Genomic DNA, 13,229 nt, shown 5'->3' on the forward strand with positions numbered 1-13,229 from the left:
TAACCTGTTGTGCTAGTTAAATTCACTAACATAATTTATAAATAGAAAAACTCCGGCAATTATGTTACCTTATCATTAAAAAATCACCAAAAATCTTAACAATAGGGGGAAAACATATATGCCAGAGTTCAAGAAAGATTATACTATAGAAATTGATAATCTTAAAGATTTTATTACTGTTACATTTGTAATAATTGATGACTTTTACCACAAAGTTACTCCAGCACATATTAAAAATCGCAGAAATATTGATAAAGCAATTATGAGCGACAGTGAAATAATTACTCTTTCACTGGTTGGTGAGCTTCTTTCTATTGATTCTGAGAAATCATGGCTCAGTTTTTGTACCAGAAATTTAAAAGATTTATTCCCTGAATTTTGTACAAGAACAAGATTCCACAGAACTAGAAAATCACTTTATAAGGTTATGGAGCAAATCCGTCAAGAAATAACATGGTTCCTCAGGTATACTTATGAGCAGTACAGGATAATTGACAGTATGCCGATTCCAGTTTGTGAATTTGGGAGAGCACATTTCCATAGAGCATTTAAGCCGGAGGCTGCCTACGGCAGGTGTGTTTCCAAGAAAGAAACTTACTATGGATTTAAATTGCATTCCCTTACAGCACTCGATGGATATTTAACTGATTTTATCTTAACTCCTGCTAATATTGATGATAGGGCAGCAGCATTGGATCTAACATCATCCTTATCCCCGGTAACTATAATAGGGGATAAAGGATATATTGGAGATAGATTTATTTCAGAACTAAAATCTGAAACAAAAATCAATCTTATCGCCATGAAAAGAAAGAAAACTGCAAATCAATTTTCAAAAGAATTCAGACAGACAATATTTAAAGCCAGACGAAGAATTGAGACAACTTTTTCTCAATTATCCGGTCAGCTGAATATACAAAGGGTACTTGCCAAATCCATGTGGGGATTAGTAACAAGAATAACGAACAAAATTTTAGCTCATAATCTTTGTTATTTTATCAATAAAGTATTTAATATTAATCCCAATATATCAAAAATTAAGCATCTAGTATTTGGCTAATTTTTCTTAAAAGCATAGGATAAAGTTCTTAGGGCTGTTTTAGCTTATTTCTATGGATTATATATCCTATTTATCAAAATTTATCTTCTAGCACAACGGGTTAAGTTAACAATAGGTTTTATAATTCCAAACTCAAGTTATACATAAAGCTGCATTACCAAAATATAGACATATCAAAAAATTCATGATAAGTCTAAGCAGAGTATTTCACTCAAGCTGCCTTAGACAAATAAAGTATATACTATACATATATAAACTTCAATATGAGACGCACCATAATGCTGGTTTTGGACTTAGCACATGATGTTCTTGATTTGGCAGAGTGAGTGTCTGAAATTTGAAAGTTCCAACCATATCTTTGTACAAAATTATTATCAACGCTCTAATTTCAATGTTTTATAGTAGTTTCCTATATTCCATTTGAAAACGAAATTGCCTTAAAAATTTAAAAAAAGCTATTTTTGACTTTAATTCACTGGTATGGATGTTTAATAACCCATACCAGTTTTCTGTGACCAAGCATTCAAGGCTGATCATCAAATTTTGTGCAGAATAATTGCTGAGATTTGAGTAACAATTCCCAAAGTGCAAACTCCATACCATCCAAAATGTAAATAGCTGTAGGAACCTAAGAAGGAACCAAGTGCGCCGCCTAAAAAGAAACTGACCATATAGATGGTATTGAGCCTGTTGCGTGTTTTCTCATTTAAGGAATGCACTATTGTCTGATTGCAAACATTACATGATTGAACTCCAAGGTCTAAAAGTATGATTCCTAAAATAAGTCCCCAGATTTTAAAACCAAATAGAAAGAATATTGAGTAGGCAAATATAACTATGATTATACAAATACTTATGGTAAATCTTGAACCTCTTTTATCGGATATCTTTCCAACTATTGGAGCCGCAAGAGCACCGCTGATACCAACTAGTCCAAGTAAGCCTGCCGCCTGAGAACCCATATTGTAATGGGAACTTTCAAGTAAAAATATGAGAGCGGTCCAAAAGGCACTAAAGGCTGAAAACATCAAAGCACCATTTACAGAAGCTTCCCTTAAAATTGGTTGGGTTCTTATTAGATGTATCATTGACTTTAATAAATTTATATATTTGATATTAGAAACAGGGCTGCATAAAGGCAGTAGTTTCTTAAGCACAATCATAAGAGCAAACATCATTATAGCTGCAATAAGATATACTATTCTCCAACCAAAGTAACTTCCTAAAATGCCGCTTACCGTACGAGAAAGCAGTATTCCAATCAGCAGGCCGCTCATTATTTTGCCTATAGTTTGTCCTCTCTGCTGTGGATTTGATAGTTCAGCTGCAAAAGGAAGAATAAGCTGGGGAACAACGGAAGTAAATCCAACAGCAAAAGAAGAAATTACAACAGCATGTATATTTGGAGAAAAGAACATGCTCATAAGAGATATTATTGAGCATAAAAGCAGTATTACTATCAATCTTCTTTTTTCTTTTATGTCCCCCAAAGGCAGTATGAATATCATTCCAACTGCGTAGCCTATTTGTGTAAGTGTTGCAGCAAAGCCTATACTCAGTTGATTTACGTGAAAACTCTTGGCTATATCAGCCAAGAGAGGTTGGATATAATATAAATTTGCTACAGTAAGTCCACAAGCTATGGACATAATTAAAATTAAAAAATCAGTCAATTCAGGTTTAGTTTCAAGGTTGTTTGTTGATGAATTTGTCTTATGCATTTGTGAATCACTTCCTCATAGTTTATTATCTGTTTTTTTAATAACACCTTTGCCATTTTCAACAAGGCCCATGAGCCAGGCCATATTTTTACCAAGCGTCCTTATTGTTTGAATACCCTCAGTATCATGAATTGCCTCACCTGGCAGTCTTCCATTAATAACGTTCCAATAGTTTGAAGTGGGAATGAGCATTTCAGAGTGACTGATGTAATTATTTAACTGGTTGAAGGCTGGAATTCCACCGGCACGCCTTACAGCTACTACTGAAGCTCCAACCTTATGTCTTAACATATTGCTATTTGCGTCTGCTACATGAAAGGCTCTGTCTAGAAATGATTTCATTGTTCCAGAGATTGCTGAATAGTGGACTGGTGAGCCTAAGATTATTCCATCTGCGTCTTTCATTTTTTCAATCCAAGTATTAACTGAATCATTAGCAATAACACATTTTCCATTTTTATGTTTTGCACAGTATCCGCAGGCAAGACAACCTCTTATAGCTTTATTTCCAACATGAATTATTTCTGTTTCTATACCTTGTTTTTTTAGTTCTTCCATAATTACATTTATACCGTAATAAGTATTACCTTTTTTATTAGGACTTCCGTTAAAAGCAGCAACTTTCATTAATTTTTCCTCCCAAAATATTTAATAATGTTTACAAAACTGAACGTTTAGTTTATTAATATATATAATATACTAAACGTTCAGTTTTGTAAATAGTTTTTTGACTTTTAAATAAAAAAACATATAGTATAATATACGTATAGTTTATTAAATATAATGGAGGTAACTACAATGGAAAAAAAATTGGGACGTCCACGCAGCGAAAAAACTAAGCAGGCTATTCTTTCTTCTGCATATGATTTACTGCTTGAAAATGGGTTCGCAGCTGTTACAATTGAAAAGATTGCTGAAAGAGCAGGGGTGAGCAAAGCCACTATTTATAAATGGTGGCCTAATAAAGCAGCAGTTGTTATAGACGCTTTTTTTGATGCCACTGTTGTGAGACTTCCAATACCTGATACTGGTTCAACTGTTGATGATATGATAATTCAGGTGAATAATCTGGCGGAATTTTTGACTAGCAGAGAAGGAAAGGCAATTAATGAGATAATAGCAGAAGGTCAATCTGATCAAAAATTAGCGGAAACTTATCGAAAGACATATTTTAAACCACGAAGATGTGACTCACGATTTATTTTAGAGCGTGGAATTTCAAGAGGAGAGCTAAAAAAAGATTTGGATATAGAATTAGTTATAGATTTGATTTTCGGCCCACTATTTTACAGATTATTAATAACAGGGGATGTGGCAGACAAAGCTTTTGTGAGTAAACTGATCAATTGTGTATTCAAAGGTATAGTGGAAGGATAAATGAGGAAATATGGATGAATAATAAATATAAACTATTTATAATTGAAGATGATAAAGATATGTGCGAAGCATTAAATAATCTTTTAAGTAAATGGGAATTCAAAATAGGTGTATGTAAAGATTTTGAAAAAGTAGTTGAATGTTTTTTAGATTTTAAACCAGATATCGTTCTTGTTGATATAAATCTTCCAGTATGCGATGGATTTTATTGGTGCAGGAAGATAAGGCAAATATCCAAAATACCAATTATATTTCTATCTTCAAGAGACAGCAATATGGATATAGTAATGGCGATCAATAATGGAGGGGACGATTTTATACAGAAGCCCTTTGACCCAGAAGTTTTGATTGCAAAGCTCCAAGCTGTTATAAGAAGAACTTATGAGTATAAAAGTGAGGAAGCAAAAGTATTAAGGTGTGATGATTTATTATTGAATTTAGATAATGCAGCACTTATATACAATGGGAATTCATTGGAGCTCACAAAAAATGAGATGCTGATTTTAAAAACTCTTATGGAGAACAAAGGAAAAGGAGTTTCTAGAAGCAGACTTATGAAAAAACTCTGGGATGACGATATATATGTTAATGAGAATACTTTAACTGTTAATATCAATAGGTTAAGAAATAAGCTTAAGCAGTTTGAAGTAAAGGATTTGATAGTGACACAAAAAGGAATTGGATATATAATATTATGATTTTGAGCCGACTATTTAGATAAAAGTGCTAGATAGCTGGCTTTTTATTGGGAGAGATAATATGAAAATCACGATAATAGATTATATTAAAATCAGTAAGATATGGATGTCGGGTTACATTATAACTTTTGTGATGATTAATTGTGTATTGTACAGCAGTGCTAGTATAGGTAAAAGTTTTGAAGATATTATGTATATGGATGTGCTTATTATGTTGACTATGGGAGTAACTTTTATTTGTGGATTTATAAAAGAGAGAAGTAAATATAATCATGTTATAAATGGCAATAATGAACTTTACGAAAGGACAGAAGACTTTCATTTGAGTGTACTTTCAAATATGCTTGAAACACAAAAATCAGAATATTTAAAGGTTGAGAAAAATTTAAAGAATAGTATAAATAACTTTGAGGATTATATCACAAAATGGGTACATGATATTAAAATAAACATTGCTACTATATATCTTCTATTAGAAAATCAAGATGATATGGAAAAAGTATTGCGTAAAGTAAAACAAATGGAATTTAGTGTAAATCAGGTTTTATATGTTACTAGGGCAAATAATTATAATCTGGATATAAAAAGCGAGGAGACATTTATAAAAGATGAACTTAGAAATGCCATAAGAGAAAATGCAGAATTTTTTATGAGCAAAAATATTGAAATAACGATGGATATAAAAGAATTTAATATAATAAGTGATAAAAAGTGGATTCAATATATATTCTCTCAAATTATAAATAACAGCAGTAAATATACAGCTGAAAATGGTAAGGTTCATATATTTAGTGAAGAAGACAAAAAGGCTTATTATGTACACATTAAGGATAATGGCATTGGCATTCCGAAAGAGGATATAAGCAGAATATTTAATAAAGGTTTCACGGGAAGAAATGGAAGAACGGGAACCAAATCGACAGGTATAGGGTTATATTATGCTAAAAATATGTGCAGTAAATTAAATATAGATTTAAAGGTGAAAAGTGAAGAGGGAAAATACACTGAATTTATCCTGGCTTTTTATAAATTGTCAGATTACTTTAATGTTACACCAATGTCACAATAGGGCATGATTTGTAACCTGAATGGATGGAAGATGAGTTGAATGTAAATTATACTGTAGACATGAGGTGATGATATATGAAAAAAATTATAGAGGTATCAGGTCTTACTAAGAATTATGGAAGATTGGCTAATAAAAATGAAGTATTAAAAAAAATAGACCTAGGGATTAATGAAGGGGAGTTTATTAGTATAATGGGTCCTTCAGGGTCAGGAAAAACTACTTTTCTAAATATCATGTCTACGATAGATAAGGGAACCTCGGGAAAAGTCATAATTGACGGGAAGGATATAAGCACTTTAAAAGAAGATGATTTAGCAAGATTTAGGGCAAAGACAATTGGCTTTATTTTTCAAGACTTTAATCTATTAGACACTATGACAATAAGAGATAACATAGCATTGCCTATGACATTAAATGATGAGAATATTGAGGTAATAGTTAAAAGAATTCATGATATTACAAGGCTTCTTGGCATAGAGAAATACCTTGATAAGTATCCGTATGAGCTTTCTGGAGGGCAAAAGCAGAGAGCAGCGATATCGAGGGCAGTAATTGCTGCTCCAAAGGTGATTTTTGCAGATGAACCAACAGGAGCTTTGGATTCTAAATCTTCTGCGGAAGTTTTAGATTGTTTTACAAATATAAATAAAACTTCTAATACTACAATTGTAATGGTGACTCATGATTCAAGAGCTGCAAGCTATGCAAACAGAGTTATATTCCTTAAAGATGGAATTATAAGCGGTGAGATAAATAGCAGTGGAGTAAGAAGTGACATGTTTAAAAAGGTTATCAATATGACGGCGATAATGGGGGGAGAAAGAAATGAATTGTTTTAGACTTTCCTATAAGCTTTTTAAAAATAATATAAAGGTATATAAACTATATCTTTTAATTACAACTGTATCTGCCGCAGCACTTTATAACTTTTTATCAATAAAAAATAATTATGCTTTTATATCAATAAGTCAAAGACTTCAAGCTGCAACTACAGTTAGTATTTCGTGTGGATTTGTTTTAATATGTACGGTAGTGTACTTTATATTTAGTGCAGATAAATTTTTTATGTTAAATAGGCAGAAAGAGACTGCATTGTACATGCTGATCGGTGTTAAAAAATCAAAAATAACTCAAGTATTTATTATAGAAAGCTTGTTTATTGGAGTACTTTCAATATTAAGCGGACTTGTATTTGGAATAATATTATCCAAATTATTCTTTATGCTTTTAGCAAAGTCAATTCATTTAAATGTAGATATACCTTTCCAGATATCGTTAAATTCAATATATACAGTAATTTTGGTATTCTCATGTATTTTTGCGGCAGTAGCTTACAGAAAATATAGAATAGTGAAAAGAAGCAAGCTTATAGATATGATGAATGCTGTAAAGTTAAAAGAGGGGCCTCAGCGACTAAAATATTTTAAAGGCGTTTTAGGAATAACACTTATTTTATTTGGATATGCAGCTGCAGTAATGATTAAAAAATGGGAGATAGATTTGATGCTTTCATCTGTTTTGGCGCTATTATGCGTTTCAATTGGTACGTATTTCTTTTTTCAAAGCTTTATGGCTGTAGTTTTTCATAGAATAATTAAAAATAAAAAATTTATATACAGAAAAGCCAGATTATTAAGTATTTCAAATGTTTATTTCAGACTCAGAGACAATTATAGAAATCTTGCAATGACAGCTATATTGTGTGCAGCAGCAATAACGGCTCTTGGACTTAGTCTGTCTTTTAAGGAAATTGCAAAAAGACAGGAGGTAAAGGAGACACCGTATAGTTTTTGCTATGAAACCTATGACAAAGCCTCAAAACAGAAAATGTCAAAGATGATTCTAAAGAATCAAATCAATGAAAATAAATTTATATTGGGAAATGTCTCATATAAAAATTACACTAAAAAGGTAGACTATAATCGTGAAGCGGTTATAATAAGCAATTCAACTTTAAGAAAGAATTTTAAATTTATACATTATAAATATCCAAACTATATTGAGCCTAAAGGAAAAGGAGTTGTTTTTATATCCAGCGCATCAACTTTATCATCTCCTTTTAATCTTGATGAAAAGGAAATAGAGATAAATAATAAGGATTATTTTATAAAGGCTCAAAAGGATGACATTCCTTTTACCGGAATTATAGATAAGTTTGGAATCAAAAATGTATATGTATTAGAAGATAGAGAATATGAAAAGGCAAAAAAAGGTTTCAAGGAGAGAACTTTAAGTTTTGTCAAAATTGAAGAAAATCAAAATTATAATCAATTAATATCTGAAATTGAAAAGTCAGCAGCTAAAGTGAAAATATACACATATATAAATCAACACACCTGGGATTATTATGCGGCTGAAATATTTTATTTTCTGGGTATGGTAATGTCTGTGATATTTATGCTTTCAATGTTCAGCACAATATATTTTAAGATATTAAAGGATGCATTTATGGATAGGGAGCAATATGTTATCTTGAAGAAACTTGGTATGAGTAGAAATCAAATAAAAAAATCTGTCTATATGCAGGTTATGATGTTTTTTATTTTGCCGGGAAGTATAGCTGTATTACATAGTATGGTTGCGATGAGGATGCTGGAGCAAATAATGAATTTTTCTTTTAAAATTCAATTTACCATTTCTTTGGGGGTATATTTAGGAATAATGACATTATTTTATATTTTTATAAGTAGTAACTATGTAAATATGGTATATGAGGAAGGTGGAAATAATGCTTAAAAAGATATCAAGAATATTAGCAAAGGGCTTTATTTTATTATTGGTATTGTCTGTAGTTGTCTGTACAGTGGCTCAGGTGCGAAAGTATAGAGAAAGAAATGATGTAAAGCCATTAGGCAGGATGATTGAGGTTGATAATAAAAAAATTCATGTATATTCGGTGGGGAGAGGAAAGAAAACTATTGTAGATGAGACTAGAACGGCTTTGAAAAAAGCAAAGATTGATGGGCCATATGTACTTATGCCGCATTCCATATCTGGAGTATATGCTGAGTATTATACAGCCGCTTATCCAAGGGAAGATGAAAATTGTTTTTCACAAAGTGATAAAAAAAATTTGGTTAAAATGAGTGTTCAAAATCCATATATTTATTATACAAAGTCAAAGGATATTGGAAGAGAAACTAGAGAATTTTTAAATAGATTTCATTTATTATAGTATTATCAGAAATTGTAAATAAATTGTCTATAAGAGCAGTTCTAAAGCTTCCTATACCGGTAACATGCTGAGAAAGTTCTCCGCATATTCCTATAAGCGATACAGCTAAAATAGTACCATAAAATATATCTGATGAAGAAATATAACTTGTTATAAGCGCAGTAACCATACATCCTGTACCTGTTACCATTGAAAGCATTTCACAGCCGTTTTTTATTAAACATGTTTCGCTGCCGTTAGTTATTACATCCACCGCACCAGTGGCTGCAATAATAGAATTTGTTTTAAGAGATAATTTCTTCATGATTTCTATATTGGCATCTGTCAGCTTATCATATTCGCCTGCATCTATTCCTTTTGCATTGCTTTGAACACCACAAATTGTTTTTATTTCAGATAAATTACCTTTAATTACATCTGGATGGCACTGAGAAATAAACTCTTTTGCATAATTAAGCCTTAATTTACTGCAGCCAACGCCAACAAGATCAATTACTTGAGGAATCTTTTCTTTAAAGGCCGTTTTGCCTGAAATCAACATGGATTTCATTCTGACGTCGGTTATATTTCCAAGGTTAATTCCAAGCGCATCAGATGCGGATGTAATTTCAGAAACTTCCAGAGGGTGTTCGGCCATGATAGGCTTTGCCCCAATAGAGAGTATTACATTTGCACAATCATTTATTGAAATTGGATTTGTAATATAATGAATAAGAGGTTTTTTTATTTTAATATTGTGTTTTATTTGCAATAGATTGTTTATCAGTATCTGTTGATTTGTCATAGATTTTTACCCCCAGGTCTTTTTGAATCTTTATAAGCATTCCAGTTTTGCTTAATGCCCCTAAAAAAATAAAGGAAATTGTTCCACCGATAATTGTAGCCGTAAAGAATAAAGGAATATAAAACATAAGTGAAAGTCCTGTTTTACCCCAGAAATATGTCATAATGGGTGATGAGACAATAGCACCTATTATGCCTGTTCCTATAACTTCACCTAAAACTGCAAAAATTAAAGTGTTTTTGGATGTCTTATATAGAAGCCCTGCTAAAAAAGCTCCAAAAACAGCGCCTGTCAGAGCTAAAGGCGGAATTCCCATAATAAACATTCTGATGATTCCAATACAAACAGCACACAGCAGTGCATACCATGGTCCCAGAAAAACTGCGCATGTAATATTTATAACAGAAGACATAGGACACATTCCTTCTATACGAAGAATTGGTGAAATCACAACTCCCATTGCCACCATCATTGCCAGCATAAGTTTTTTTAATAGTTTCGAGTTTTTTTCCATAATAAAATACCTCCATAATAATATTTATTTTCTAAATTTATCACATAGGAAATAAACATCATTATTGCAGGTATAATTTTAGAGTAACCAAATAGCAATTCCCTATATGACAAATCATATTGGTCGGTCGAAGCTCAAAAGCTTCCTCTCACCTTGAAATACAAGTTCCCTCGCTATTTAGTTGTAGTTTTATTTAAAGCTTTGGGCGCTCCCCCACTGCTTTTTAAATATAAAAAATGGAATATACCTTGTAAGGCACATTCCATCTATACTCATAAAGCATATAAAACAGCATAAATTAAATATTTCCTTACGTCGGCATTATCCGAATCAAGTTATAGGTCGAAGTATATACTTCCTCTCAGCATATTTAAATATGCTCCCTTTTTGTGAAAATCATACCATATATCTTCTAAGTATGCAAATTTTTTTGAATAGCATTTATTTTCTTTTGCTAAGTATTAGCTTTTTATAGAGTTTTTCTATTAGACGAAAAGTTACTTCTTTAAAAACATATAAACTAAATAAATATATTGAAACCCAGAAGATGCCTTCTTTTCTTATTAGTAATTTTGCATTAAGGGAGTTAATTGAAAAATAGGAATACAGTGATTTATATAAGAGTATTGTTGAATACATTAGTGTAAAGCCTGTTATATGTTTTTTCATACCGCTGCTTTCTTGAAATAGTGAGTTGAAAATAAGTGAGAATATATATAGTACAATAATTGTTAATAACATAAATTTAGCGGCGAGTAATATATATTGGATATTTCCGGTACCTTTCAGTATTATAATATTTTTCTTAAACATTAGTAATATTCCCATGCAAAATAGAGCTATTGGTATTGTAATTACAAGTACTATCATTAATGTTACGATGAATATAGCAAATATTTTGTCAGCTATGGCATATTTGTATTTTTTTGTCATGACGGCTGTGCCCCTTAATGTCTTACAATAAACATTATACTACAAAATAGGAGAACGATTAAGAGAAATACGAGCGACTAGAAATCTTACCATTGAAGATGTTGCTAAACTTACAGATGTTAGCAAGCCTATGCTAGGGCAAATAGAAATGAGACGATATCTCCCACTATTACAACACTCTGGAAAATAGCAGTAGGATTAAAGGTTCCTCTATCTTTTTTATTCGAGGAACTGGAAATAGATGATACGCAATCCAAAGAGCCTATTATCGAAGATAATGTACGAATGAGAGCTTTCCCAATTTTTTCTTTTGATCCTACTCTCAATATAGAAATATACTACATAGAATTAGATGCGGAATATCACCATAAGTTTAAAAAGCATCTTGATGGTGTGGAAGAATACGTTTTAGTAGTACAAGGGATGTTAGAAATAGAAGTAAGTACAAAAATTATTTTAAAAGAAAAACAAGCACTTTGCTTTCGTGCTAATGTTTTTCATGCCTATAACAATCCTTATCAGCAACAATGTGTTATTTATAACATGGTTATTTATCCAAGTATATAGTTATTGCGTAGTCGATTGATGTGTAAAGGATAAAAGATTAATTTATACATCGGAAATGGAGGAAAAAATGAAATGAAACTCAAAATTATATGACAATAAGCACGACTTTGTTGTCGAATATGGGAAAGGGCCTCTGGAATTTGTTCCTAATGATAAAACCTAAAAAATTTTAGATCTAGGTTGTGGAACAGGTGTATTAACTGCGGAGTTAGCAAAACTTTGTAACTACATTTTAGGCATTGATGGTTCTTCGGATATGATTGAAAAAGCGAAGTAGGAGTATCCAAAATTGGACTTTAAAGTAATGAATGTATTAGAAATGCCATATTTACAGCAGTCATTAAAGTCCTCTGGAAAACTTGTTTGTGAATTTGGTGAATGCGGAAATATCAAAACCATAGAACAATGGTTTGGGAGCGTTTTACAGGACGTAGGAAGTCCCTTTTATCTCGAGATTTAATTTCCAAATCGTTGATTTATTTGGCTTTCTGTTAGAAAAACACGGATTTTTTATTGAAAAAATATATGATTATGATCATCCAACGCCCTTGAAAGATTGCGAGAAAGGTTTATGCAATTGGGCAAAACAGTTTTTTGAAACAAATTTAGAAAGATTTTCAGATGTTGAACAAGATTTAATTTTAAAAAAATGTTGGACAAGGTACAGCCCAAACTATGGAATGGAACTTTTTGGACTGCTAATTATAGGAGATTAAGGGTCATTGCACATATTTAGCCTATAAAGAAACAATTACTAAATTATACAATCACAATAAACTACTGCTAAACAAGAATAAAAAACTGTTGTTTGGTAGGGTGTAGCCATTCGCTAAAATTTGTGATTTTTTAAAACGCAAACGGCAGGATTGAGGAATTAGATACAAGACGGCAATCGCTGGCGAAAGTGATTGGCGAAATCAGCGATGAAACTGTTTCCCCGGAACATATGAAATGTATTTTCGGCTATCTTGAAAATTGGGACAAGAGCTGTTTTGAGGACAGGCAGTTTGTTGTACATTGGAAAACAAATTTCTGTGTCTCTAAGTTTCCAAGCATATCTTTGTACAAAATTGCTATGAATGCTCTAATTTCAATGATTTATAGTGATCTCCTATATTTTTTATTAATATGAAAAATCATTAAAAAAATTTAAAGAAGGTTATTTATCAGGTCTTGTGGCATGTCTATTAAGTTTTTGACTTCTGAGAATTTTTCCAACCTCCGTAAAATTAAAAAGTGATCTAAAGCTATATATTTTAGTGGTTTAGAGTACTTTTTTTATTCTATTTTTGAAAAATGAAAAACGGTTGGAAAAATTTCAAAGAAACTCT

General features: G+C 31.5%; 16 protein-coding genes and 1 riboswitch. Of the genes, 11 read left to right on the top strand and 5 right to left on the bottom strand.

Going from position 1 to position 13,229, the window contains the following annotated elements; translation table 11 throughout:
• Positions 1-118 precede the first annotated feature (118 nt).
• The gene (locus AC4CVH_RS08790) at positions 119-1,060 is read left to right on the top strand and encodes an IS982 family transposase (protein ID WP_490787388.1); all 942 of its coding nucleotides are present in this window, start codon (positions 119-121) and stop codon (positions 1,058-1,060) included.
• Positions 1,061-1,596: 536 nt separating this feature from the next.
• Here the strand turns inward: AC4CVH_RS08790 and AC4CVH_RS08795 are convergent.
• Positions 1,597-2,781, bottom strand: coding sequence for an MFS transporter (locus AC4CVH_RS08795; protein WP_490787389.1), 1,185 nt, complete (start codon positions 2,779-2,781; stop codon positions 1,597-1,599).
• 15 nt (positions 2,782-2,796) lie between these two features.
• Positions 2,797-3,408 carry a flavodoxin family protein gene (locus tag AC4CVH_RS08800; RefSeq protein ID WP_490787390.1) on the bottom strand — a complete coding sequence of 204 codons (612 nt, stop codon included), beginning with the start codon at positions 3,406-3,408 and terminating at the stop codon, positions 2,797-2,799.
• A gap of 171 nt (positions 3,409-3,579) precedes the next feature.
• Here AC4CVH_RS08800 and AC4CVH_RS08805 point away from each other — a divergent pair, with 171 nt between their 5' ends.
• From AC4CVH_RS08805 to AC4CVH_RS08830, 6 genes are all read left to right on the top strand, one after another.
• On the top strand, positions 3,580-4,158 hold the full coding sequence (locus AC4CVH_RS08805) for a TetR/AcrR family transcriptional regulator (protein WP_490787391.1): 579 nt from the start codon (positions 3,580-3,582) through the stop codon (positions 4,156-4,158).
• Positions 4,159-4,172: 14 nt separating this feature from the next.
• Complete coding sequence (locus tag AC4CVH_RS08810) at positions 4,173-4,856, top strand: response regulator transcription factor (RefSeq protein WP_490787392.1); 684 nt, start codon at positions 4,173-4,175, stop codon at positions 4,854-4,856.
• Between the two features lie 61 nt (positions 4,857-4,917).
• A complete protein-coding gene (locus AC4CVH_RS08815; protein ID WP_490787393.1) occupies positions 4,918-5,925 on the top strand; it encodes a sensor histidine kinase in 1,008 nt (335 codons plus the stop codon).
• A gap of 74 nt (positions 5,926-5,999) precedes the next feature.
• On the top strand, positions 6,000-6,764 hold the full coding sequence (locus AC4CVH_RS08820; RefSeq protein WP_490787394.1) for an ABC transporter ATP-binding protein: 765 nt from the start codon (positions 6,000-6,002) through the stop codon (positions 6,762-6,764).
• Complete coding sequence (locus AC4CVH_RS08825; RefSeq protein ID WP_490787395.1) at positions 6,751-8,661, top strand: FtsX-like permease family protein; 1,911 nt, start codon at positions 6,751-6,753, stop codon at positions 8,659-8,661. The genes AC4CVH_RS08820 and AC4CVH_RS08825 overlap by 14 nt, the downstream gene beginning before the upstream one ends.
• Entirely contained in the window at positions 8,654-9,100 is a 447-nt protein-coding gene (locus AC4CVH_RS08830; RefSeq protein ID WP_490787396.1) for a hypothetical protein, read from the top strand. Before AC4CVH_RS08825 ends, AC4CVH_RS08830 begins: the two co-directional genes overlap by 8 nt.
• Here AC4CVH_RS08830 and thiM read toward each other — a convergent pair.
• The 3 genes from thiM to AC4CVH_RS08845 all read right to left on the bottom strand — a co-directional run bounded on the left by thiM (position 9,066) and on the right by AC4CVH_RS08845 (position 11,331).
• Positions 9,066-9,851, bottom strand: coding sequence for a hydroxyethylthiazole kinase (gene thiM / locus AC4CVH_RS08835; RefSeq protein ID WP_490787547.1), 786 nt, complete (start codon positions 9,849-9,851; stop codon positions 9,066-9,068). The two genes, AC4CVH_RS08830 and thiM, sit on opposite strands and share 35 nt — an antisense overlap.
• On the bottom strand, positions 9,829-10,398 hold the full coding sequence (gene thiW, locus AC4CVH_RS08840) for an energy coupling factor transporter S component ThiW (protein ID WP_490787397.1): 570 nt from the start codon (positions 10,396-10,398) through the stop codon (positions 9,829-9,831). Before thiW ends, thiM begins: the two co-directional genes overlap by 23 nt.
• Positions 10,399-10,688: 290 nt before the next feature.
• Positions 10,689-10,794, bottom strand: a riboswitch (TPP riboswitch).
• A gap of 45 nt (positions 10,795-10,839) precedes the next feature.
• The gene (locus AC4CVH_RS08845; protein ID WP_490787398.1) at positions 10,840-11,331 is read right to left on the bottom strand and encodes a hypothetical protein; all 492 of its coding nucleotides are present in this window, start codon (positions 11,329-11,331) and stop codon (positions 10,840-10,842) included.
• Between the two features lie 46 nt (positions 11,332-11,377).
• On the opposite strand from AC4CVH_RS08845, the gene AC4CVH_RS08850 reads away from it, so the two are divergent.
• The 4 genes from AC4CVH_RS08850 to AC4CVH_RS08865 all read left to right on the top strand — a co-directional run bounded on the left by AC4CVH_RS08850 (position 11,378) and on the right by AC4CVH_RS08865 (position 12,358).
• Positions 11,378-11,521 carry a helix-turn-helix transcriptional regulator gene (locus tag AC4CVH_RS08850; protein ID WP_490787548.1) on the top strand — a complete coding sequence of 48 codons (144 nt, stop codon included), beginning with the start codon at positions 11,378-11,380 and terminating at the stop codon, positions 11,519-11,521.
• A 95-nt stretch (positions 11,522-11,616) separates the two neighbouring features.
• Positions 11,617-11,898 (top strand): cupin domain-containing protein, encoded by a 282-nt coding sequence (locus tag AC4CVH_RS08855; protein WP_490787399.1) that lies wholly within the window; start codon positions 11,617-11,619, stop codon positions 11,896-11,898.
• Positions 11,899-12,064: 166 nt separating this feature from the next.
• Positions 12,065-12,175: a methyltransferase domain-containing protein gene (locus AC4CVH_RS08860; protein WP_490787549.1), complete on the top strand. Its 111-nt coding sequence runs from the start codon at positions 12,065-12,067 to the stop codon at positions 12,173-12,175.
• 12 nt (positions 12,176-12,187) lie between these two features.
• Positions 12,188-12,358 (top strand): hypothetical protein, encoded by a 171-nt coding sequence (locus AC4CVH_RS08865; protein WP_490787400.1) that lies wholly within the window; start codon positions 12,188-12,190, stop codon positions 12,356-12,358.
• Positions 12,359-13,229 lie beyond the last annotated feature (871 nt).

It is taken from the genome of Clostridium pabulibutyricum (genome assembly GCF_058242705.1).